This is a genomic window from Aeromonas sp. 600527 (assembly GCF_049175415.1).
Taxonomy (GTDB): domain Bacteria; phylum Pseudomonadota; class Gammaproteobacteria; order Enterobacterales; family Aeromonadaceae; genus Aeromonas; species Aeromonas veronii_A.
Genome location: NZ_JAAKVA010000002.1, coordinates 487,981 through 509,845, shown reverse-complemented (window position 1 = coordinate 509,845; position 21,865 = coordinate 487,981). Strand labels below are relative to the sequence as shown.

Genomic DNA, 21,865 nt, shown 5'->3' with positions numbered 1-21,865 from the left:
TTATTTGCCTCCTGTACGCAGACGGGGATCCAGGAAGACGTAGAGCACGTCGGCCAGGAAGTTGAAGCTGAGCATGGTGATGGTCATGATGAGCAGCTGCCCCTGAATGAGCGGGTAGTCGCGGGCCAGAATGCCCTGATAGAGGGTCAGGCCCAGGCCGGGGTAGTTGAAGATCACCTCGGTGATGAGAGAGCCACCGATGACGAAACCGAGCGCCATGGAGAGGGCGGTGACGCTGGGCAGAATGGCGTTGCGTGCACCGTAGTTGAAGATCACCCGGTTGCTGGAGAGCCCCTTGGCCTTGGCCATGGTGATGTAATCCTCGCCCAGCAGGTTGATCATGTTGTTGCGCATGGTGATGAGAAAGCCCCCCACCTGTACCACGGCCAGGGTCAGCACCGGCATGATGGCGTGAGTCATGATGCTCTTGATGTGCTCCCAGCCCCAGTCAGCCTTGATCTCCGGGCTGTAGGCGTAGCCGATGGGCAGCCACTCGAGGCTGACTCCGAACAGGAACAGGGCGAGCAGGGAGACCACCACAGGCGGAATGGCCTGCATCACCAGGGTGAGCGGGGAGAGAATGCTGTCCATCCGGCCGCCGCGATACCAGGCGGCGAAGATGCCGACGATGGAACCGATGGAGAAGCTCAGGATGGTGGAGGTGCCGACCAGAAACAGGGTCCAGCCGATGGCACGGCCCAGCACGTCAGAGACCTGCTGCGGGTAGAAGCGCACCGAGGTGCCGAGATCCCAGGTGAAGACACTCTTCACATAGGTGAGAAACTGGGTGCCGATGGGGCCGTCGACAAAGCCGAAGGTGGCTTTGAGGGCTTCCAGGGCGGCGGGTTCCATCATGGCGCCAGCGCGGGCAAACATCACGGAGACAGGATCCCCTGGCATGGCACGGGGTAACAGGAAGTTGATGGTGGCGGCTACCAGAAAGGCAACCAGATAGAAGGAAAAGCGTCTCAGTATGAATCCCATGATAGTACCTTTTACTGCAAGTCTGCCCCGCGTCGGGTATAGCTACCCCAACCCCGGCGGTGCCGGGCAAGAAGGGGATTAACGGGGAAGATGGCCCCCCGCAGGGGGCCGGGATTGTTTAGCTGTTTGGCTTGAGGGACAACACGTGCAGCAGACGCTCAGGGGTGTCCGGGTGGAGCTGAGGTTTGGCTACCGGGTTATCAGCGCTGAACCAGCCGTTGAAGCGCTTGGTGCTGTACTCATACCAGGTCGGGTTGTTGAAGACCGGAATGATGGTCTGGTTGGCACCAACACGATCCTGGATGGCGAACATGATCTCCTTCTGCTTGGCCGCATCGGCGGTCTGGGTGAAGTCATCGATCAGCTTGTCGAGCTCGGGATCCTTGTAACGGGGTGCGGCGAAGCGGTTGCCGCGCTCACCCATGTTGCGGGAGTGGAATGCAGTCTCGAAGTACTTGTGCGGGTTGGCACCGGCAAAGTAACCCTGCAGGGCGACATCGAAGTCACCGGTGATCAGGTTCTCGGTCCAGACGGTTGCTTCCGGGGTGGCGGTCTTGGCGTTCAGGCCCAGTGCCTGCAGCCCTTCTACACCGATCTGTACTGTGTTGACCCAGTCGGTCCAGCCGTTCGGCACCAGTACCTTGAACTCGATCTTTTTGCAGCTCGGGGTGTCGAGGAACTTGTCGCCGTCACAATCCTTGTAGCCTGCCTCTTTCAGCAGAGCCTTGGCTCCTTCCAGATCGAACTTGTTGTACTTGCCGTACTTCTTGTCCACTTCCGGGTTGTTCCAGGAGTCAAAGGCTTTGCCCAGACCTGACGGGTACTCGTTGACGGTGGGGTAGCCGTAGCCCGCGATATCCACCATGGACTGGCGGTCCATCGCCATGGAGAAGGCGCGACGGAAGTTGATGTCGTTGAAGGCTTCGTGGTTGCCCGGGTTCTTGGTCTGGAAGTTGACGTTGAACGCCACGGTACCGGAGGCCGGGAACCAGTATTTGTTGTTCTTCGGATCGTTGCCGACGTAGAGGCGCTCGATATCCGGCACGAAGGAGCCGAACCAGTCGATGTCACCTTTCATGACAGCAGCCAGCACCTGGTCGTTGGTGGCCATCTGCGGCATGCGGATACAGTCGATAGCGAGGTTGGCGTTATCCCAGTAGTGCGGGTTGCGGCACTGGGTATAGAGCTGGGCGGAGAAGTTGTCCACTTCGGTGAAGGGGCCAGTACCAACCGGCTTGTCGTTGGTGAAGGCAACCGGATCTTTCACCGATTTCCACTGGTGCTCCGGCACGATAGGTACCAGCACCAGATCGTTCACCACGTTGGTGTTGACCTCGGTCAGGTCGAATTTGACCTTGTTCGGGGCCAGCTTCTCGACGCTCTTGATCTGGGTCCAGATTGAGCGCTCATCCAGCGCCTTGTTGGCCTTGACCAGATTGAAGGAGAAGATGATGTCATCGGCATCAAAGGCTTCGCCGTCAGACCACTTCACGCCGTCACGCAGATCGAAGGTGACGGATTTCAGGTCATCGCTGAACGCATAGTTGGTGGCCAGACGATAGACGGGTTTGCCCCCTTGCATATCGTTGAAGATCACCAGCGGTTCATAGATGAAGTGACGGGTGGTGTGCAGCAAGCCCGCTTGCAGGAAGGGGTTGAAGTTCTTGACCCAAGCGGTTTCCTGCTGTGCGACCATGGTCAGCACGGTTTTGTTTTCTGCGGCCATGGCGTTACCGGCGGCACCGGCAAGCATCATGGTTCCCAGCATTACAGCGGTAGAGATTTTGGATACTTTGGCAAGCATATGTTTTCCTTTCTTATTTTTTGGCATTCCCGAGGGTTCGCCTTGTTTTGTGTGAGCACCGGTTTCGCATGCTGATGAAATCGGCCCTCTGTGTTGGTCAGGTGTCTAACCTTTGTCGTTCTGTTTTCCAACGCCCTAAGCAAACCAGAATTAACAGGAAAACAACAACTATTGATTTCGTTGTTTTCGTAAAAATTGACGGTGTTACGTCAATCTCGTCAAAATGCTTTTTTATCTGTTTAGAATCATTGGTTTGCGTTATTTGCTCTCGCGTAAAAAGTGGCTGTGAAAATGGCGTATATGACAAATTTGTGAATTGGATCTGCTCTCGGTTTCGGAGTTGTGCGGGGCTTTGTTTTGCGCAAAAAGAAACCAGATTGCCAATTGTGATCCGGCGCCCGTTTAGGGCGCCGTGTCACGGCTTGCGGTTGGCGAGTTGACGCAGGGTCTGGGCGCTGTGCTGCAACTGCTGGCGCTGGTGGTCATTGAGCGGGCAGTGGCCCAGCACATACTCGGTGGTGGCCACGACCGTCTTCCAGCGTGGCGACTTGGGCAGGGTGTCCAGACTCAGGTATTTGTCGAGGGTGCGGGTCTGCGGGCTGGATCTGTCCATATAGACCCGCCACAGCTTGCTCTTCTCTGCCAGCACAATTTTGCCCTTGCCGGTCCCCTGCTGCCAGGCATCCAGGGTGAGCTGCATGGTCTCTACCAGCGCCCGGCGCAGCGGCTCGTCATCCTGCTGGCGAATGAGGTCGTCGGCCAGCGAACGGAACTCGCCACCCAGGCGGCTCAGCTCGCCCAGCAGCTGTTCATCTTCGATGATGGCTTGCCGCGAGAGGTTCTTGAGGGCGTTCTCCAGCGCCATTACCCGGTTCTCATCCTGACGCAGCTCGGTACTCAGAGTGAGGGCGAAAGCAGCCTGTCCTCCGAGCGCGATGGGCAAGGCACGGGCGTTGAGCACGTCCTTCTGCCCGGCCACCAGAAACTCCAGATTGTGTTCCCGTTCGCTGGCAAGGTCGGGCCACTGATGTTGCAGCGGGGTGGCGAGCCACTCATTGAGGGGCTGCCCCTCCATGGCTTCCGGCTCCTGTCCCAGCAGGCGCGCCAGCACCCGCGAGGCAAACAGCACTGTGCCCTGCTCGTCGATAAAGATCATGGGGTCGGCCCCTTCGCCGAGCAGGGCCAGCAGCCGCTGCTGATCCTGATGCAGCCGCTCCTGCAGGGTGAGGCGATGTTCGATCTCCTGCTTCAATAGCCGGTTCTCTACCAGCGAGGCGCGTCCGGCCTTGGCTTCCAGCAGTGCCTTGACCCGGGCAAACAGCTCCTCCTTGCAGAAGGGTTTGACCAGATAGTCGTTGGCACCGGCCCCGAAGCCCTCCTCGATATCCTTGGGTTGGTTAAGGGCGGTGAGCAGCAGCACCGGCAGCATATCTTTCGGGTGCTGCTGGCGCAGGCGGCGGCAGACGTCAAAACCGGAAAGGGTCGGCATCATCACATCGAGCAGGATGAGGTCCACCGGCTCTTCGGCCAGCTTGGCCAGCGCATCGTGGCCGTCACTGCTGGGCAGGATGCGGTAGCCGCAGGGCTGCAGCAGATGGCGCAGGATGTGCAGGTTGATGGGCTCGTCATCCACCACCAGAATGAGCGGCGCATCCTCGGGGGGAGGGGGCAGATCGTCGCTCTCCCAGTCCGGCAGGATCAGCGGTTGCTGGCGCACCAGCTGATGCTCGATCTGGCGGCTGTCGAGGGTCAGATTGGCCGCTTTGCCGGTGGCAAGGGGCAGGGTAAAGGCGAAGGTAGAGCCAACGCTCGGCTCGCTCTCGACAAACAGCTCGCCCCCCATCAGGTGCACCAGCTGGCGGGTGATGGAGAGGCCAAGGCCGGCCCCCTGCTTGCTCACCTCCGGGCTCATCTGCACCAGCGGCTCGAAGATGTGCTCCAGATGATCGGGGGCGATGCCGATGCCGGTGTCGGTGACCTTGATGCGCAGGAAGTTGTTCTCGACGATGGCACTGAGCACCACCTTGCCCTGCGGCGTGTACTTGATGGCGTTACCCACCAGGTTGTAGAGCACCTGTTCGAGCCGCTGCTCGTCGGCCAGCACCGGCGGCAGTTCGGCCGGGCTGATATCCACCAGAGTGAGGGGTTTGGCCTGCACCAGATGCTGGCAAAGATCCAGCACCAGCCGGATAACCCCCTTGGATGAGACGGGCTGGGAGTGGATCTCCAGCTGGCCGTAGCGCATCTGGTGGTAGTCCAGCAGATCGTCCACCAGACGGGCCAGGCCGTCGGCGCTCTTGATGATGAGCCCGAGCTGCTTTTGCTGCCCTTCGGTCAAATCCTGCTGGCTGGCGAGCATGGACTCGGCCATTCCCTTGATACCGTGAATGGGGGTGCGCAGCTCGTGGGAGGTGTTGGCCAGCAGTTCATCCTTGAGCTTGTCCGCCTGCTGCAGGCTGAGGTTCTGCCTGTGGGTCAGCTTGACCTGCTGTTGCAGCTCCTGGGTCTGCTGTTCGATCAGTTCGATCTTGTCCTTCACCGAGCGCTGCATATGGCGAAACGCCTCGGCCAGCCGGTCGATATCATCGCCGGTGCGCTCGATGGCGATGGGGTGATCCAGCGCGCCGTCGGCCACCTGCTCGGCGGCTTCGGTCAGCGATCGCAGCGGCGCCGTGATGGAGTGGGAGAGCCAGCGGGAGAAGAGGATCAGCAGCAGTACCGAGCCCGCTCCCAGCACAATCACCAGGGTTTCCAGCTGGCGGATCGGGGCATAGGCTTCCCGGGTAGAGATCTCGGCGATAAAGGCCCACTCGGTATCGAACACCTTCACCTGGGTGTAGGCGGCCAGCACCTCGTCATCCTGATAGGAGTGGAACAGCCCGACCCCCTGCTCGCCGGAGAGCGTCTTGGTGATGAGGGGCGTTTGCAGTGGACGGAAGTTGGGGCTGAAGCTGTTCTCTACGCTGAACTCCGGTGCCAGCCAGGCATCGGCGCGCATCCGCTTGTCAGGGCCGATCAGGATGGTCTCGCCGGTCTCGCCCAGCCCCTCCCGCTCCGCCATGATCTGGTTGAGCTTGTCCGGCAGCAGCTCGAAAATCACCACACCGCGCACATAGTCGTACTGCATCACGGGGGCGGCCATGTAGGCGACCACCTGCCCGGTCAGCTCGTTGCGGCCAAAATCGGTGAATTCGAAGATCTGCTGCGGCTTCTGGCCGCCATCGAGGCGCCGCTTGATCTTGGCAAAGGTCTGGCCCAGACCGCTTGACTGATAGGGGCCGGAGAGCAGATTGGTGGCAAAGTTAGGGTGCTTGGTGACCGAATAGACCACATCGCCGTTGAGGTCCACCAGAAAGATGTCGCTGTAGTTGGACTTGCGCACCATGTCGGCATAGCCGCGATGAAAGCGCTGGTGCACCCGGCCATACATCTCGTCGGCGAGGATAAGCGCCGTGATGGAGGGTTCGATCTCTACTTGGCTGTCCGGTTTGCGCAGTTGATCCCAGGAGCCGGGCAGATAGCGGGCCTGGGCGCGGCTGCGGGCCTCCTGCGGCGTGGTACCCAGCTTCTCGAAGGCGCCGGTAAAGCCATAGAAACGGCCGATACTGTTGCCGGCAAAATCCTGCTGGGAGAAGTTGATGATCTGCTCTTTGAGGTTGTTGAAGTAATCCTCGAGCTGACTCTTTTTGATATTACGAACGGAGACCAGATGGTTGGAGGTCTGGGTGGTGAGATCCTTGCCGTGGCTGTATAGGAAGAAGAGGGTGACGACCAAAAAGGGCACCATGCCCAACATGAAAAAAGCCAGCATTAACTGCGGCCTGAGCCCACGAAGCGTGAAGATCCATTTCATCTTGTGATTTTCAATTGAGAATCCGGTTATTAAGCCGCTCAAGTCTCGAACGAAAGCGTAATCATTTCAACGACTTTATCCCAAATTCGCTTGGTGGGTCACAGCTGGCTGGAGAAAAATGCAGCAAGGCGTTTAAACCCTGAGCAAACAGTTTGCATCAGGGCTTAAATTGCGAAAAAGGGGTTGTGCTGGCGCTCGTGGTACGTATAATGCGCCTCGTTGTCAGGCAACTGGCACGAAAGCAGTAACGCGGGAATAGCTCAGTTGGTAGAGCACGACCTTGCCAAGGTCGGGGTCGCGAGTTCGAGTCTCGTTTCCCGCTCCAATTTTCCATCACACCAACGATGGAACTCACTTTCAAGACTATCAGTCTTGTCAGCATGGCGCGTTAGCAAAGCGGTTATGCAGCGGATTGCAAATCCGTTTAGTCCGGTTCGACTCCGGAACGTGCCTCCATCTTTTCTCTGTTTATCTCAATCATCACTCTTCGAGTCTGAGCCTTGGTCAGTATCCTTGCTGTACCAGTAACTGTTCGCAGCCAGCCTGTTTCCACTCGCGCTCGAGATAGTGGCTCACATCCGCCATGTTTTGCCCCCGATATTGAAACTGCACCTCGGCACTGTGCTGGTTGAGATCCGCAATCCGTTGCTTCAGTGTGCCGCATTGCCACAGGCTGACGGTGGGCACGCCCCGTTCGGCCAGCACAATGGCATCTTCCCGATTCAGTTGCCACTCCTCCAGTTGTGCCCGTGTCAGGGCAACCATCAGCACCAGCAGTGCCACTTCCGGCAGTTTCATGCGTGTCTCCCTACTGCATGTTTTTCCCCTGATAACTGTGGCAAAGCGCACGATTTTCGCAAGTTTGTTAACTGTTGGTTAATGACGTAACCCGTTTTCAGTATTTCCCGTTTTTCACCATTTTTTTATAAAAAAATGCGTTGGTGATGTAGTAATCCTACATGGAGTGGGGTAATCTTTGCTCAGTGGTCTTACCAGTAAGGAGTTACATCATGTTTCATCCCTTTTCCCTGACTCAGATTATTCTTCGTCGCATTTATGTATTGCTGGTGGGCATTCTGGCTTTCCCCGTGATGCTGTTTCGCAGCGATCGCGCCCGCTTCTACAGCTATCTGCACCGGATCTGGAACAAAACCAGTACCAAACCTGTCTGGCTCAAAATGAGCGAGCGTGGCGAGCGGATCTTCTACTAATCCGCAATGTGATTTCGATGAAAAAGACAGCTTCGGCTGTCTTTTTTTATATGTTTAAAAACACATAGTTAATTATGTGCTCTGCTATTATCCGCATTCCGGTTACATGGTCGGCATCGATAGTTCCTGTGTCGTGCAGATTTGCCGAGCAGGTCCACTTCCCTTTGCCCCCCCTCTCTCGACGTGCTCTGTGATGCAAGGAGATGCGATGATCATTCGTCAGGCAAGGACCGCGGATATTCCCGCGCTGGTGGCTCTGCGCATGCAGCTGTTTTGCGAGGTGGGTGAGCTGGCGACGCCGCAGGCTGACCCGGCCTTGTGGCAGGCAACGGTTGACTACTTTACCCGGGCGATGAGTGAAGAGGGGGCTTTATCCTGGCTGGCCGAGGCCGATAAGCAGGAGGGCGGCAAGCAGATCGTGGCTGCGGGAACGCTGGCGCTGTTTGTGCGGCCACCCTATCCCGGCAATCTGGCTGGAGTGGAGGGGTATCTGCTCAATATGTATACGCAGCCGCAATGGCGTCGGCAGGGGATCGCCACGGCGCTGCTCGACACCATTGCAGCCTTCGCCATAGCGCGTCAGCTGGGCAAGGTGTGGCTCCATGCCAGCGAGCAGGGGCGCCCTATGTATGAGCGGATCGGCTTTGTTGCCAATCCGGCATATCTGGAGTGGGATCTGGCACCTTAATCGATGGGACCCCGTTATCCCTCTGCTTTCTCGTCTAAAGTTCATGCAGATGTGATGTAGTTGTAAACAGGTAACAGAGGGGCAGGGCAAGATGTTCAACTTCAAACTCAAAGCGGAATTACAAGCGTGTCAAATGCAGTTGGCCCAGGCCCAGGCATTTATTGATGCAGTAAAAGTCGGTGTCGCTACCATCAGTTTCACACCAGGTGGCGAGATCCTCGAGGCGAACCCGCTGTTTCTGAGTGTGGTGGGCTATAGCGAGCAGGAGGTGATTGGTAAACACCACCGGCTCTTTTGTGATGCCCACTACGCCCAGTCATCCTCCTACGCCCAGTTTTGGGAACAGTTGCGTCAGGGGCATTCCCACAGTGGCATCTACCAGCGCATTGACAAACATGGCAGGGAGTTGTGGCTGGAGGCTACCTACTTCCCGGTCAAGGTTGAGGGCAAGGTGGTCAGGGTCGTCAAGATAGCCTCCGATATCACCGAGAGTTATCAGCAGTTGAGTCGTCAGAAAGCGATCATCTCGGCACTCGATCGGGCGCTCGCCATTATCGAGTTCACCCCCAAGGGGGAGATTGTGACGGCCAATCAGAATTTCCTCTCCTGCGTCGGTTACTCCCTTTCTCAGCTCAAGGGGCAGCATCACAGGCTGTTTTGCGATGAGAGCTTCTATCGCGAGCAACCCCACTTCTGGGACGATCTGGCCCACGGCCAGCTCAAGTCGGGGTTGTTCAGTCGCCGTGACAGCCACGGCAACGAGATCTGGCTGGAGGCTACCTACAACCCCATCAAGGATGAGAGCGGCAAGGTGGTCAAGGTGATCAAGTTTGCCAGTGAGGTGACAGAGCGGATCAAGCGCGCCCAGGCAGTGAGCGAGGCGGCCAACATAGCCCAGACCATTTCGCAGGAGACCACCCGCTTTGCTGCGACAGGTTCTGAACTGTTGACCGCATCGGTCACTATTTCCAGCGCCATTTCCGAACAGGTGAGTCGCACTTCCGGCCTGATTGGCCAGCTCAATGAGCAGTCGAAAAGCATTGAAGCCATCGTCTCGACCATCAGTAGTATTGCCGAGCAGACCAATCTGCTGGCCCTTAACGCAGCCATCGAGGCCGCCCGGGCTGGCGATCAGGGGCGCGGCTTTGCGGTGGTGGCCGACGAGGTACGTCAGCTGGCTGCGCGCACCTCCCTCTCGACCGGCGAGATCGCCAGCGTGGTTCAGAAAAACCGCGAACTGACGGCCCAGATCACCGGCAACATCAATGAGGTGGCCACCAGTGCCCAGCGTGGCAAGGAGCAGATCGGCGAGGTGAGTGGCGTGATGTCACAGATCGAGCAGGGCGCCATCAATGTGACCGAGACAGTCTCCAATCTGGCCATCGGCTCCTGACGGTTATTGGTTGTTGAACGAGGCGCCGAATGGATGATTATTCCATCGGCGCTTATTTATTGCTCACTTGGTACGCCAATCTGAACTCTTCCTGTATCACCCCGCCATTGTGAATTGTCCTCTTCTGGCCCCTTGATTTAGGCTTGCCGCCTCATTTACTTCAGAGCAGGAACAGAACACGATGGCATTACAACAGAAGGGGCGGGCAATGGCCCTGCTGGTTATGGTCGCGAGCATGGGTCTGGGCGGCTGTATGGGGCAGATGGGGCTTTCCGGCATGGTCACCAAGGGCAACCTGAGCGTGGTGGATAACCGCTACGGTCGTGCCGGGGTTTTTATGCTACTCTCCCCTGTCTACGGTCTGGCCGCGACCGCTGACCTGTTTGTGTTCAATACCATCGAGTTCTGGTCTGGCAAGAACCCCATCACCGGCAAATCTCCGGCTGTGGTGGACATGAAAGCCAATCCGGTGATCAAGGTGAACCAGCATCTGGATCCGGCCCTCAAGAAGGTGCCGCTGGCCATGCTGCCACAAGGGGTGCGCGAGGTGGAGATCAGCTACCCGGACGAGCATACCGCCCAGATGGAGGTGCACTATCTGGATGGTCGCCGCAGCATGATGCGTGGCGAGAAGCGCGGCGAGCTGATGGATATCTACTTCGACGGTCGCTTCGTCTCTACCCTGAGCCGTGCTGAGCTGGAAGAGCGGGTGAATCAGGGCAAGGCTGCTGCCTAAATTCAACTGAATCCAGATCTATCCGGCACCAGATAGGGTATACATAAGCAGCTGGCAAAATCGCCATGATGTCTAAGGGAGTAGACTATGACGGTGAATGGATTGCGATTGGCGGAGTTGATTGGTTCCCTCAGTCATGCACTCGACATGACCGAGGGGCAACCAAGAGGGCATTGCATTCGCTGCTGCTGGATAGGTTCCCGTCTGGGGGAGCGGCTGGGACTGGATGCCCGGCTGCGACATGATCTCTACTACACGCTCCTGCTCAAGGATCTTGGGTGCAGCAGCAATGCTGCCCGCATCTGCGAGCTCTATCTCACCGACGATCTTCACTTCAAACGCGATTTCAAACTGGTAGATGGCTCCCTCTCCGAGGTAGTCAACTTCGTGCTGGGCCATACCGGCCTGCAGGCGGATCTGCTAGGACGTTTTCGCAGCCTGTTTCATATCTTTCGCAACGGCGACCAGATTGCCAACGAACTGATCCAGACTCGTTGTCATCGGGGGGCGGATATCGCTCGCCAGCTCCGTTTCAGTGACGAGGTGGCTGATGGCATCCTCTCCCTTGATGAACACTGGAATGGCAAAGGTCGGCCCCTGCAACTGGCTGGCGAGGCAATCCCGCTCTTCTCGCGCATTGCCCTGCTCTGTCAGGTGGTGGATGTGTTTCACGCAGCCGCAGGCCCGAATGCGGCGCTCAAGGAGCTGCGCGAGCGCAGCGGCAGCTGGTTTGATCCGGCACTGGTTCGCGAATTTGAAGCGCTGGCCGACGAGGAGTTCTGGCAAGGGCTGGCCGATCCCCGGTTGACCGAGTGGGTGCTGGTCCAACCGGCCGGACAGGGGGAGGTAGCGCTGGATGAAGATTATCTGGACGAAATCGCGGCTGCCTTCGGGCAGGTGGTGGACTCCAAAAGTCCCTACACCGCGGGTCACAGCGGCAGGGTTGCGCTCTATACCGACATTCTTGCCACCCAGATGGGCTTGTCCGAGCCGCGTCGTCGCTGGCTCAAGCGGGGTGCCCTGCTCCATGATGTAGGCAAGCTCGGGGTGAGCAACACCATTCTCGACAAGCCGGGCAAACTCGATGCGCAGGAGTGGGCGGCGGTGCAGATGCATGCCGCCTATACCGAGGAGATCCTGAGCCGCATCGGCGCCTTCGAGGAGCTGGCACAAGTGGCGGGCGCCCACCATGAGCGGCTCGATGGCAAGGGCTACCCCAAGGGGCTGAAAGGGGACGAGATTACCCTTGAGACGCGCATCATCACCACAGCCGACATCTTCGATGCCATCACCGCCAAGCGCCCTTATCGCGGCGCCATCCCTGTGCCGCAGGCGCTGGAGATGATGGCGGAGAATCTGGGCACCGCAATAGACCCTGACTGTTTTGCCGCCCTGCAGGCGGGTATTCAGGATTTCTCCCTCTACCTCACCACCGAGCAGCCGCTGGCCAATGCCAGTTAAGAGTTACTGATCAACGGCCCAAGCGGCCAGTCAGATAGCAAAACGCCCCGCCACTGCGGGGCGTTTTGCATTGGGCCTAGTCGGGCTGCTTGCGATGGGGCGGGGTGAGGATCAGACCCAGCAGGCGGCGCAGGTGGGTGAGCTGCTCGGTCAGCTGGACGTTGAGCCAGAGGTAGCCATTGATGGCTGCCTCTGCGTTGGGCGGGAGCGATACCTGGGTCGCCACCTCGTGCAGGCGGGCGATGGCGGCATCCGCGCCACGCCCGTCACCGGTTTGCATCATCAGGGCAAGCTGGTTGATCGCCTCCTCGGTGGCCAGATGGCAGGCTTGCAGCGCAGCCGTGCTCTGCATCAGGAAGTGGCTCTCCCGATCGTTCCAGTAGGTGTTGGCCAGCATCTCAAGAGTGCAGAGGGTGTTGCGCATGGTGACCTGCACCGCATCAAACAGGGCGACGCTGTGGCGCGTCTCCTTGGCCGCCGGGGCCAGCAGGGCCCGCAGTTTGCCGGTCTGTGCCAGCAACTGGGAGAGATTGTGCTTGAGGCGAGGGCGCTCCAGCACATTGGGGGAGAGGTGGGTGTGATAGAGCCGCCCCGACTGCTGCAGGATCTGGTGCAGTTGCAGCCGCCAGTGGCTGTAGGCCCGCTGGGGGTAGATGCTGCAAAAGAGCAGCGCCAGCAGGGAGCCCAGGATCACGTCGGCACTGCGCCACAGCGCCGTCTCTATATCCCCCGGCATGGCCCCCATGGTGACTCCCAGGGTGATGCCGATCAGCAGCCCCACATAGGGGCGCTTGCCGAGGGCCAGATAGCCGCAGAGGAACATGATGCACCCGCACCAGATCAGGGTGAGTGGCAGGGAGTAGATCTCGAGATAGAGCGCCACCACCCCGCAACTGGCGCCGAAGATGGTGCCCACCACCCGCTGCAGGGCGCGGGAGAGCACATTGCCCCAAAACGAGATGGGGCCCATCACCACCACCAAGGTTATCAGCGGCCAGGTGCTCTCCGGCAGTTTCAGCTCGCGGGTCAGCAGAAAGGTGAGCATAAAGGCGAGCGCAATGCGCAGGCCATGGACGATCCGGTAGCGGCCATAGACCAGCAGATCGAGTCGGGAGAGGGGGGCATCAAGACGCACAGTCTGCCTCCTGTCAGGTGGGTGACGGGGCGCCGTGCATCCGGCCGACGCCCCGTCGGGATTTAGGCCAGTCGTCCCTGCAGGGGGTGGATCCAGACCCGCTCGCCAACGGCGATCCCGGGTTGATCCGGTACGATTTCAATCAGACAGTTGGCATCGGCCATGGAGCTGAGAATGCCGGAGCCCTGTGGCCCTGTGGTGCGCACCCGCAGCTGTCCGTTACGATCCTGATGGAAGATGCCGCGCAGAAACTCGGTGCGCCCCGGGCGGCTCTTCATCTTCTCGTCCGCCAGTGCCGAGAGGCGCAGCGGCTGCCACCGCTTGCCTTGCAAGCGGGCGATGGCGGGCTCGACAAACTGCAGCACGCAGATCATCGCCGCCACCGGATTACCCGGCAGGCCGAAGAAGGGGGTCTGCCCCAGCTTGCCAAAGGCGAGCGGGCGACCCGGCCGCATCTGGATGCGCCAGAAATCGATCTGGCCGAGCTCCGCCAGTACCAGCTTGATAAAGTCGGCATTGCCCACCGAGACTCCGCCCGAGCTCAACACCAGATCGGCGCTGGCGGCGGCCTGCTCCAGCTGCTGGCGCAGAATGGTCTTGTCATCGGGAATGATGCCAAGGTCCATCACCTCGCAACCGGCGGCGCGGATAAGGGCCATCAGGGTGAAGCGGTTGCTGTCGAAGATATGGCCGGGGGCGAGCTGCTCGCCCGGGGCCTGCACCTCGTCACCGGTACTGAACAGCGCCACTTTCAACGGGGTTCGCACAGTGAGACTGGCTTGACCGAGTGATGCCGCCAGCCCCAGCTGGGGGGCGCCAAGCCAGGTACCGGCCGGGATGGCGACCGCACCTTTGGTGAGATCTTCCCCGGCGAGGCGCACATTCTGCCCTGCGCGAATGGGGGCGGTGACCGTGACCCACTCACCTTCAATCAGCGTCTCTTCCCGCATCACCACAGTATCTACCCCGGGGGGCAGCGGAGCGCCGGTCATGATCTGCACCGCCTGACCGGCCAGCACAGGCTCGTAGCGCTGCTGGCCTGCCAGCACTTCCCCCACCAGCTGCCAGCGACCGGCGGCGAGATCGTCGCTGCGAAGGCCAATACCATCCATCGCCGAGTTGGCGTGGGGGGGCACATTGATGGGGCTTATCAGATCGGCGGCCAGCACGGCGCCGTGGCACTGGGCCAGCGGTTTATCGATGCAGGCGTTGCTCGGGGTGAGGGCCGCCAGAATGGCGTTGCGGGCCGCCTCGACCGAGAGAAAGCCCTTGCCCGCCTCCGGCTCCTTGCTCTGGCAGCCGTCAAGCCAGCGGTAGACGAAGTCGGCAATGGCCGCCAGATCGTTGATATCGAGGCGGGGCAGGCTTGTCTGCTGTTGTTCGCCACTCTGTTGGGGCTGATCGCTGGCCAGCGCGATGATGTCGCTGTCTTCGGGGAAGAGTAGCGGCTTGCCAATCTCGGCGCGGTGCAGCTCGATTTTCGGGAAGTGTTCGTGCTTGAACCCCTCGACCAAGAGCAGATCGAGCTCTGTCTGATCGAAGCTGGCCAGCAGCTGGCGAAAGTCCGCTTCGGCCAGTTCCGTCTCAATGATACGGGCATGACGACGACGGGAGGCGACCATCATCTGCTTGGCACCCGCCTTGCGCAGGCGATAGCTGTCTTTGCCCGGTTGGTCGATATCAAAGTCGTGGTGGGCGTGCTTGAGCACCCCGATGCGCAGGCCGCGATCCACCAGCAGGGGGATCAACTGCTCCAGCAAGGTGGTCTTGCCGGTGCCGCTCCAGGCGGCGAAGCCGAGCAGGGGAAGAGTAGGGGCCGGGGTCATGAGGTGACTCCTTGTTGGGGGTCGATAGCCGGGGCGAGCAGACGAGTCTCGTAGGCGGCCAGCTCGGCAGGGCTATTGAGATTGATAAAGGCATCCGGCTGATCGGCAAAGCTCACCACCGCCATATGGTGGCGGGCAAACCAGATATCGATTTTGCGCTCTCCCTCCGCCAGTGCGGCGGTGAGGGAGGGGAGCAGGGATTTGTGCAGCAGGGCCACCACGGGTTGCAGCCAGTCGCCATCGTGGGCAACTACCAGCTCGGTATCCGGGGTCAGGGCGGCGCGAAAGCGGCTCATCAGATCCAGCGGCAGGGCGGGGCCATCGCAGGGGACAAACAGCACCCAGTCGTGACGGGCGGCAGCAAGACCAGCTTGCATGCCCGCCAGCGGGCCGAGATAGTCGTTGTTGTCATCGCTGATGACCTGGGCCAGCGCCTGATAGCGGGCCTGACTGCGGTTGGCGTTGATCAGCACCTCATCCACCTGGGGGCGCAGGCGCGCCAAAACGTGGTCGATAAGAGGGCGTCCCGCCAGTGCTACCCATCCCTTGTCTTCGCCCCCCATCCGGGTGGCGCGGCCTCCTGCCAGGATCACTGCTGATACGGCAAGGGGATCAGAGTGGCTGTCGCTTTTTGAAGTCATGTCGCTCGATGATTTTTAAAGGGGTCGTCTCTTGCAGCTGGCCACGGGCGAGGGTCCATTGCCGCTCGCACAGGTCGGTCAGGGCGTTGCTCTGGTGGCTGATGACGACCAGGCCGCTGCCATGTTCCCGCAGATCTTGCGCCAATGCGGCCATCAGGGCAACCGAATGTGTGTCGAGATTGGCTGTGGGTTCATCCATCAGCAGAAAGGCCGGTTGCAGCGCCCAGGCGCGGGCCATCGCCAGCCGTTGCCGTTCGCCACCGGACAAAATGCTGATGTGCTCCCGCGCCAGCCCCTCCAGCTCGACCCGGCGCAGCGCCTCGAACACCCGGATCTCGCTGCCGAGCTGTTTATCGAGCGCCCAGGCCACGTTGTCGTGCACCGTGCGATCGAACAGATAGGGAGTCTGGTGCAGATAGGTAACCCGGCCCGGCCCCAGATCCCGCTTGAGCAACCGGTTGAGCCGCTGTTGCCAGCGCCCCGGCAGATTGGTGTGGCCACGGGTCGGGGCCAGCAGCCCCGCCAGGATCTTGAGCAAGGTGGTCTTGCCCACCCCGTTGGCCCCGTGCAGCCAGATGGCATCCCCCGGTGCGATGGCGAGCCGGTCAATCTCGAACAGCTGGCGCTCGCCAAAGCGCATCGTTAGCTGGTGGGCGGTCAGGGCCATGGGGTACTCCTGTTGGTACACAGTGGGGGCATGGTCAGTTCTTCAGATAGCTGTGGCCGCGACACGCGGTCAGCAGCAGGTTGAGCAAGAGGGCGAGGGTGAGCAGCACTATGCCGAGGGCCACCCCTTGGGTGAAGGCCCCTTTCTGGGTCTCCAGCGCGATGGCGGTGGGAATATTGCGGGTAAAGTGCAGGATATTGCCCCCCACCATCATGGAGCAGCCCACCTCGGTGACGATGCGGCTGAAGGCGCCGATGATGGCGGCCAGCAGGCCAAAGCGGCACTCGTGCATCAGGCCGATCAGCGCCTTGGGCCAGGAGACCCCCAGGGTCAGGGCGGTCTCCCAGGCGCGCCGGTCACTCTGGACAAACGCCGCGTGAGCCATGGTGGCGATCACCGGAAAGGCGATCAGCATCTGCCCCACCACCATCGCCTGCTGGGTAAAGAGCAGCTTCCAGTCGCCAAAGGGGCCGGCCCGCGACAGCAGCATGTAAAGCAAGAGGCCAATCACCACGGTCGGCACCGATTGCAGGGTATTGATGCAGGAGAGCCAGAGCCAGCGGCCGGGCAGCGGCAGGTAGGCCAGGGCAAAGCCCAGCAGCAAGGCGGGCAGCAGCACCAGCAGCAGGGCGATGCAGGAGACGGAGAAGGAGACCCCCACCACCTGCCACAGTTCAGTGTCACCACTGAACAGCAGGGCGAGGGCAGCCAGCGTGGTATCGATCAAGGTAGGCATGACGCCTCTCTCTCATCGTGCAGGGCGAGGGCCGTCAATACGGTCGTGTCGATCAGAGTCTGCATCAGGCGACTCCCTCAGCGAACCGGGGGAGGGCCATCAACCTCATCGCAGGGGTCAGGGTTGCCATTATTTCCCGTTGGCATCCGCTACAAACAGCGCTTGACCCGCCACCTTGAAGTCACCGATCAACTTCTGGCCATGCTCGGAGATCAGCCAGTTCTTCAGGGTGCGGGCCCCTTCGGTGTTGAGATCCGGGTAGCGCTTGGGGTTGACCAGGATCACCTGATAGGGGTTGAACAGGCGCTTGTCACCCTCCAGCAGTACGGCGAGATCCAGCTTGCTCTGGTAAGCGAGCCAGGTGCCGCGGTCGGTCAGGGTGTAGGCACCGAGCTCGGAGGCCATGGTCAGGGTCGGGCCCATCCCCTGGCCGATGGATTTGTAACCGGCAAACTCGGGTTTGACGTCAGCGGCCTGCCACAGGGTCTTCTCCTTGATGTGGGTACCGGACTCGTCACCGCGGGAGATAAAGGCCTGGCCCTGCTCCTTGATGGCTTGCAGCCCCTTGGCCGCGTCGTACAGTTTGCCGAGACCCGCCGGGTCTTTCGCCGGGCCGACGATAACGAAGTCGTTATACATCAGGTGTACCGGCTCGATGCCAAAGCCCGCATCGACAAACTTCTTCTCGGCAGAGGGGGCGTGGGTCATCACCAGATCCGCGTCGCCGTTCTCGCCCATCTTCAGGCTCTGGCCGGTACCAGCCGCCATCACCTGCACCGGATAACCGGTCTCCTTGGTGAACTGGGGCAGCAGCCAGCCCAGCAGACCGGACTGCTCGGTGCTGGTGGTGGTGGCGAGGCGGATCGGCGCTTTTGTGGCATTAGTATCCGCTTCGGCGTGGGCCGCACCGGCGATCAGCAGGCTGGCGGCGAGGGAGAGGGCAAAACGTTTGAGGCTAGTTTTTATCGTCATCGTGATGCAACTTTTTTCAGGGTGGCTGAGGAGAGGGCAAGAGTAAGCAAGCAGGGTGCCAAACTGTTCCTTTGCCGCTGCATTCACGGTTTGCCGTTTAAAAACAGAAGCTTATTAGAATCAATTAGGTGAGCTTGTTATCGCTTTTAATAATTGGTGTTGGTGCTTTTGATACGGTAAGGACAAAATGTCCCACTAAGGTTCCGGTTATCGGGACATTCACCGACCGTACGTGCATCCGAGGTACTTTTTTCCATGACACTCCCTCCCAGCCGCTGGTCTGCCCTCTCCCTGCTTATCGTTGACGATGAGCCCGGCATGCGCAGCTTTCTGGCCAAGGCGCTTGCCAAGCGTTTTGCCCAGATTGAGACTGCCGCCAGCGTGGAGGAGGCGGAAGCCCTGCGCTGCCGCCTTCACTTCGACCTTATCATTGCCGACATCCGGCTGCCGGGGCGCTCCGGCATCGAGTGGCACGAGGCCATCGACCCGGCCACCCGCCGCAGCGACATCATCTTCATGACCGGTTTTGGCGATATGGAGACCGCCCTCAAGGCGCTGCGCCTCGGCGCCAGCGACTTTATCCTCAAGCCCTTCAACCTCGATCAGATGGTGCAGGCGGTGGACAGAGTCATCGAGCGCCGCCAGATGGAGCGGGAGAACCTGCTGCTGCGCCGGGAGGTGAGCAAGCTGTTCCCGCCCACCCTGATTGGCGACAGTGCCAAGACCCGCGAGCTCAAGACGCTCATCGCCAGAGTAGCGCCCTCCAATGCCGCCGTATTGGTGGAGGGGGAGTCCGGTACCGGCAAGGAGCTGGTGGCCCGTGCCCTGCATCAACTTTCCGGCCGGATGGGGGCCTTTGTGCCTCTCAACTGCGCCTCCATTGCCCCCGAACTGCTGGAAAGCGAGCTATTTGGCCATGTGCAGGGGGCCTTTACCGGCGCCCGCAAGGGGCGCGACGGCCTGTTCCGGGTCGCCCATCAGGGCACCCTGTTTCTCGACGAGATCGGCGAGATGCCGCTCGCCATGCAGGCCTCATTGCTACGGGCGCTGGAGCAGAAGGCCATCCGCCCGGTCGGTGCCGAGCGCGAATTGGCGGTGGATGTGCGCATCGTCGCCGCCACCAACCGCAACCTCAAGGCCGAGGTGGAGGCGGGCCGCTTTCGCGAAGATCTCTTCTATCGCCTCAACGTAGTAGCACTGCCGGTCGCCCCCTTGCGGGAGCGGATCGACGATATCCCCGCGCTGGTACATCACTTCACCCGCCAGCTTACCGCCGAGATGGGGATGGGCTCCTTGAGCTGGACCCACGAGGATGTGGTAGCGATGCAGGCCTATCCCTGGCCCGGCAACGTGCGGGAGCTGCGCAACCTCATCGAGCGCTGCCTGCTGCTGGGCAAGCCCCCGGCGGATTACTGGCAGAGCAGCAAGCCCACCGAGCAGGGGGCGAGCGAGGAGGGCTACCCGCTGGCATGGCCGCTGGCGGAGGTGGAAAAAGCCCACATTCTGCAGGTGGTGGCGAGCCATGATGGCAACAAGTCGGCCGCCTCCCGGGTGCTCGGGGTGGCGCGCAAGACGCTGGATCGCAAGTTCAAGGAGTGGGCCATCGAATGAGGAAGGCTGACTGGATGGGGTGGCGATGAAACTGACCCTGATCTCCCGCTGCATGCGCGCCCTGTTGCCCCGTTGCGTGCGCACCAAAGTGCGCTGGCGCCTGCTGCTGCTCACCTCGGTACCCATCATGCTCACTCTGGTGGGCATGATCGCGCTCACCCTCTACTGGACCCTCACCTACAGCTGGCAGAACCTGCTCACCACGGTGCGCAGCGATCTCGGGGTGGCCCACCACGCCATCACGGTGCAGCAACAGCGCCAGACCGAGCATCTGGAGCATCTGCGCGATGCCTGGGCCTTTCAGCTGCGGCTGCGGGAATCGCCGGATCAGCTGCATGACTGGGTGATGCCGCTGGCGGCCAACTATGGTCTCGATTTTCTGCGCTTGCGCCGCGGCCCCGAGCTGGATCAGCTGACGGCGCAGGAGCGCGCCGCCCTCACGGCCGGGCGCAGCGTCAGTCACTTCGTGGTCTGGTCGCAGCAGGAGATGCTCGCCCTCTCCCCGCAACTGGCCAAGCGGGCTGTGTTGTGGCAGCGGGATGGCACCAGGGTGGTGGAGGACAGGGGGCTGATCAGCCTGTCACTGACCCCTGTGATGGGCCGCGACGGCTCCCTTTGGGCCGTGCTGGAGGGGGGCGAGCTTGTCAACGGCAGCACCCGGCTGGTGGATGAGCTCAAGGGTCAGGTGTTTGCCAAAAATACCCTGCCGGATGGCAGCGTTGGCACCGTCACCCTGTTTCTCGATGATCTGCGGGTGAGCACCAACGTGCCGGTCAGCAGCAGCCGTCAGGTGGGCCGGGCGGTGGGCACCCGGGTCTCGCCGCCAGTGCGCGAACAGGTGCTGGGGCGAGGGGAGATGTGGGTTGACCGCGCCTTCGTTCACGACGCCTGGTATGTCTCGGGTTACGAGCCGCTGCTGGGAGCCAGGGGCGAGCGGCTCGGCATGCTCTACGTGGGCTTTCTCGAGTGGCCCATTATCCGCACCTACCTCACCAATCTGGTGGAGCTGGGCTCCGGCGTAGTGCTGCTGTTGCTGCTCTCTGGCCTGCTGGTCTATCGCGGCGCGCGGGATCTCTTCTCCCCTATCGAGCGGATGCACAAGGTGGTGCGGCAGGTACAGGCCGGGGAGTCGGCCCGCATCGGTCCGCTGGCCCTAGACCCCGACCACGAGCTGGCCCAGCTCGGTCGCCAGTTTGACGCCATGCTGGACAGGCAAGAAGCGCATCAGCAGCAGATGGCCCGCAGCGCCGACGAGCTGGAGCAGAAGGTGGCCGAGCGTACCCAAAGCCTCGAGCTCAAGACTGCCGAGCTGGAAGATCATATCCATATGCTGACCGAGGCGCGCCAGCAGCTGCTGATCAGCGAGAAGCTGGCGGCCCTTGGCGAGCTCTCCGCCGGGGTGGCCCACGAGATCAATAACCCCCTGGCGGTGATCCTCGGCAATGTGGAGCTGATGAAGCTGGAGCTGGGGGAGGCGGCCGAGCCGGTCAGCGAGGAGCTGGCGCTGGTGCTGGCCCAGATCGAGCGCATTCGTGCCATCACCCGCAGCTTGCTGCAATACTCTCGCCCCGGCGATTACGAGACAGAGCCTGTGTGGCAGCACCTCAACCCCATCATCGAGGAGAGCCTGACCCTGGTGCGCTCCGCCCTGCGCCAGCAGCAGGTGGAGCTGGTGGCCGATCTCAGGGCCCAGCAGCCCATCGAGGCGGATCGCCAGCAGCTGTTGCAGGTGCTGATCAACCTCCTGGTCAATGCCAGCCACGCGCTGGGAGAGCAGGGGGAGATCCGGGTCGAGAGTCGCGACTGGGTCGATGAACTGGGTCAGCTGCGCGGGGCCGAGGTGCGGGTGATCGACAACGGTAGCGGCATAGACGCCGCCATCATGGACAAGATCTTCGACCCCTTCTTCACCACCCGCGCCACAGGCACCGGTCTGGGGCTGGCCCTGAGCCACCGCATCATCAGTCGCTGGGGTGGGGAGCTCTTGGTGGACTCCACCCCGGGGCAGGGGAGCTGCTTTACCGTGCGGCTGCGCAGCCACGCCCTGCTGCCCAGCGGCAGCGAGCCCGCGAAACTGGAAGGGTGGCGTATTGCGCTCAATGCCGAGGGGCGTGAGACAAGCGATTGATGCTGCTTAAAAAAGGCCC

At 60.9% G+C, this 21,865-nt stretch carries 17 protein-coding genes and 2 tRNA genes; 9 read left to right on the top strand and 10 right to left on the bottom strand.

What is annotated here, in order from left to right:
- The 3 genes from G5154_RS05710 to G5154_RS05700 all read right to left on the bottom strand — a co-directional run bounded on the left by G5154_RS05710 (position 1) and on the right by G5154_RS05700 (position 6,641).
- Positions 1-984, bottom strand: a complete 984-nt coding sequence (locus G5154_RS05710; RefSeq protein ID WP_005353818.1) for an ABC transporter permease — start codon at positions 982-984, stop codon at positions 1-3.
- A 118-nt stretch (positions 985-1,102) separates the two neighbouring features.
- Entirely contained in the window at positions 1,103-2,788 is a 1,686-nt protein-coding gene (locus G5154_RS05705; protein WP_005347706.1) for an ABC transporter substrate-binding protein, read from the bottom strand.
- A gap of 415 nt (positions 2,789-3,203) precedes the next feature.
- The gene (locus tag G5154_RS05700; RefSeq protein ID WP_421250496.1) at positions 3,204-6,641 is read right to left on the bottom strand and encodes an ATP-binding protein; all 3,438 of its coding nucleotides are present in this window, start codon (positions 6,639-6,641) and stop codon (positions 3,204-3,206) included.
- 249 nt (positions 6,642-6,890) lie between these two features.
- Here G5154_RS05700 and G5154_RS05695 point away from each other — a divergent pair.
- Both G5154_RS05695 and G5154_RS05690 read left to right on the top strand, forming a co-directional pair.
- Positions 6,891-6,966: transfer RNA gene (locus G5154_RS05695), tRNA-Gly, on the top strand.
- Between the two features lie 57 nt (positions 6,967-7,023).
- Positions 7,024-7,097: transfer RNA gene (locus G5154_RS05690), tRNA-Cys, on the top strand.
- A gap of 48 nt (positions 7,098-7,145) precedes the next feature.
- Here G5154_RS05690 and G5154_RS05685 read toward each other — a convergent pair.
- Positions 7,146-7,439 (bottom strand): hypothetical protein, encoded by a 294-nt coding sequence (locus tag G5154_RS05685; protein ID WP_005347702.1) that lies wholly within the window; start codon positions 7,437-7,439, stop codon positions 7,146-7,148.
- 212 nt (positions 7,440-7,651) lie between these two features.
- Here G5154_RS05685 and G5154_RS05680 point away from each other — a divergent pair, with 212 nt between their 5' ends.
- The 5 genes from G5154_RS05680 (at position 7,652) to G5154_RS05660 (ending at position 12,130) form a co-directional block, all read left to right on the top strand.
- Positions 7,652-7,852 carry a YbfA family protein gene (locus tag G5154_RS05680; protein WP_005334863.1) on the top strand — a complete coding sequence of 67 codons (201 nt, stop codon included), beginning with the start codon at positions 7,652-7,654 and terminating at the stop codon, positions 7,850-7,852.
- 208 nt (positions 7,853-8,060) lie between these two features.
- The gene (locus G5154_RS05675) at positions 8,061-8,540 is read left to right on the top strand and encodes a GNAT family N-acetyltransferase (RefSeq protein WP_421263898.1); all 480 of its coding nucleotides are present in this window, start codon (positions 8,061-8,063) and stop codon (positions 8,538-8,540) included.
- Between the two features lie 91 nt (positions 8,541-8,631).
- Complete coding sequence (locus G5154_RS05670; RefSeq protein WP_421250494.1) at positions 8,632-9,933, top strand: methyl-accepting chemotaxis protein; 1,302 nt, start codon at positions 8,632-8,634, stop codon at positions 9,931-9,933.
- A gap of 181 nt (positions 9,934-10,114) precedes the next feature.
- Complete coding sequence (locus tag G5154_RS05665; protein WP_421250493.1) at positions 10,115-10,669, top strand: DUF3332 domain-containing protein; 555 nt, start codon at positions 10,115-10,117, stop codon at positions 10,667-10,669.
- An 87-nt stretch (positions 10,670-10,756) separates the two neighbouring features.
- Positions 10,757-12,130: an HD-GYP domain-containing protein gene (locus G5154_RS05660; RefSeq protein ID WP_421250492.1), complete on the top strand. Its 1,374-nt coding sequence runs from the start codon at positions 10,757-10,759 to the stop codon at positions 12,128-12,130.
- A gap of 76 nt (positions 12,131-12,206) precedes the next feature.
- On the opposite strand, the gene G5154_RS05655 is transcribed toward G5154_RS05660, so the two are convergent.
- From G5154_RS05655 to G5154_RS05630, 6 genes are all read right to left on the bottom strand, one after another.
- Positions 12,207-13,265, bottom strand: a complete 1,059-nt coding sequence (locus G5154_RS05655) for an FUSC family protein (RefSeq protein ID WP_042054492.1) — start codon at positions 13,263-13,265, stop codon at positions 12,207-12,209.
- Between the two features lie 62 nt (positions 13,266-13,327).
- Complete coding sequence (locus tag G5154_RS05650) at positions 13,328-15,091, bottom strand: bifunctional molybdopterin-guanine dinucleotide biosynthesis adaptor protein MobB/molybdopterin molybdotransferase MoeA (RefSeq protein WP_421263897.1); 1,764 nt, start codon at positions 15,089-15,091, stop codon at positions 13,328-13,330.
- Positions 15,088-15,732 (bottom strand): molybdenum cofactor guanylyltransferase MobA, encoded by a 645-nt coding sequence (mobA, locus tag G5154_RS05645; RefSeq protein WP_159144148.1) that lies wholly within the window; start codon positions 15,730-15,732, stop codon positions 15,088-15,090. Before mobA ends, G5154_RS05650 begins: the two co-directional genes overlap by 4 nt.
- Positions 15,704-16,399, bottom strand: coding sequence for an energy-coupling factor ABC transporter ATP-binding protein (locus tag G5154_RS05640; RefSeq protein WP_005362120.1), 696 nt, complete (start codon positions 16,397-16,399; stop codon positions 15,704-15,706). Before G5154_RS05640 ends, mobA begins: the two co-directional genes overlap by 29 nt.
- 34 nt (positions 16,400-16,433) lie before the next feature.
- Positions 16,434-17,135: an ABC transporter permease gene (locus G5154_RS05635; protein WP_019446238.1), complete on the bottom strand. Its 702-nt coding sequence runs from the start codon at positions 17,133-17,135 to the stop codon at positions 16,434-16,436.
- Between the two features lie 129 nt (positions 17,136-17,264).
- Complete coding sequence (locus G5154_RS05630; RefSeq protein WP_421250490.1) at positions 17,265-18,107, bottom strand: substrate-binding domain-containing protein; 843 nt, start codon at positions 18,105-18,107, stop codon at positions 17,265-17,267.
- Positions 18,108-18,362: 255 nt separating this feature from the next.
- Here G5154_RS05630 and G5154_RS05625 point away from each other — a divergent pair, with 255 nt between their 5' ends.
- The gene (locus G5154_RS05625; protein ID WP_128815377.1) at positions 18,363-19,718 is read left to right on the top strand and encodes a sigma-54-dependent transcriptional regulator; all 1,356 of its coding nucleotides are present in this window, start codon (positions 18,363-18,365) and stop codon (positions 19,716-19,718) included.
- A 25-nt stretch (positions 19,719-19,743) separates the two neighbouring features.
- Entirely contained in the window at positions 19,744-21,846 is a 2,103-nt protein-coding gene (locus G5154_RS05620) for a sensor histidine kinase (RefSeq protein WP_421245045.1), read from the top strand.
- Positions 21,847-21,865: the final 19 nt, after the last annotated feature.

Coding starts and splice junctions, on each gene's coding strand:
- G5154_RS05710 (WP_005353818.1), bottom strand. CDS start 984: ATGGGATTCATACTGAGACGCTTTTCCTTCTATCTGGTTGCCTTTCTG.
- G5154_RS05705 (WP_005347706.1), bottom strand. CDS start 2,788: ATGCTTGCCAAAGTATCCAAAATCTCTACCGCTGTAATGCTGGGAACC.
- G5154_RS05700 (WP_421250496.1), bottom strand. CDS start 6,641: ATGAAATGGATCTTCACGCTTCGTGGGCTCAGGCCGCAGTTAATGCTG.
- G5154_RS05685 (WP_005347702.1), bottom strand. CDS start 7,439: ATGAAACTGCCGGAAGTGGCACTGCTGGTGCTGATGGTTGCCCTGACA.
- G5154_RS05680 (WP_005334863.1), top strand. CDS start 7,652: ATGTTTCATCCCTTTTCCCTGACTCAGATTATTCTTCGTCGCATTTAT.
- G5154_RS05675 (WP_421263898.1), top strand. CDS start 8,061: ATGATCATTCGTCAGGCAAGGACCGCGGATATTCCCGCGCTGGTGGCT.
- G5154_RS05670 (WP_421250494.1), top strand. CDS start 8,632: ATGTTCAACTTCAAACTCAAAGCGGAATTACAAGCGTGTCAAATGCAG.
- G5154_RS05665 (WP_421250493.1), top strand. CDS start 10,115: ATGGCATTACAACAGAAGGGGCGGGCAATGGCCCTGCTGGTTATGGTC.
- G5154_RS05660 (WP_421250492.1), top strand. CDS start 10,757: ATGACGGTGAATGGATTGCGATTGGCGGAGTTGATTGGTTCCCTCAGT.
- G5154_RS05650 (WP_421263897.1), bottom strand. CDS start 15,091: ATGACCCCGGCCCCTACTCTTCCCCTGCTCGGCTTCGCCGCCTGGAGC.
- mobA (WP_159144148.1), bottom strand. CDS start 15,732: ATGACTTCAAAAAGCGACAGCCACTCTGATCCCCTTGCCGTATCAGCA.
- G5154_RS05640 (WP_005362120.1), bottom strand. CDS start 16,399: ATGGCCCTGACCGCCCACCAGCTAACGATGCGCTTTGGCGAGCGCCAG.
- G5154_RS05635 (WP_019446238.1), bottom strand. CDS start 17,135: ATGCCTACCTTGATCGATACCACGCTGGCTGCCCTCGCCCTGCTGTTC.
- G5154_RS05630 (WP_421250490.1), bottom strand. CDS start 18,107: ATGACGATAAAAACTAGCCTCAAACGTTTTGCCCTCTCCCTCGCCGCC.
- G5154_RS05625 (WP_128815377.1), top strand. CDS start 18,363: ATGACACTCCCTCCCAGCCGCTGGTCTGCCCTCTCCCTGCTTATCGTT.
- G5154_RS05620 (WP_421245045.1), top strand. CDS start 19,744: ATGAAACTGACCCTGATCTCCCGCTGCATGCGCGCCCTGTTGCCCCGT.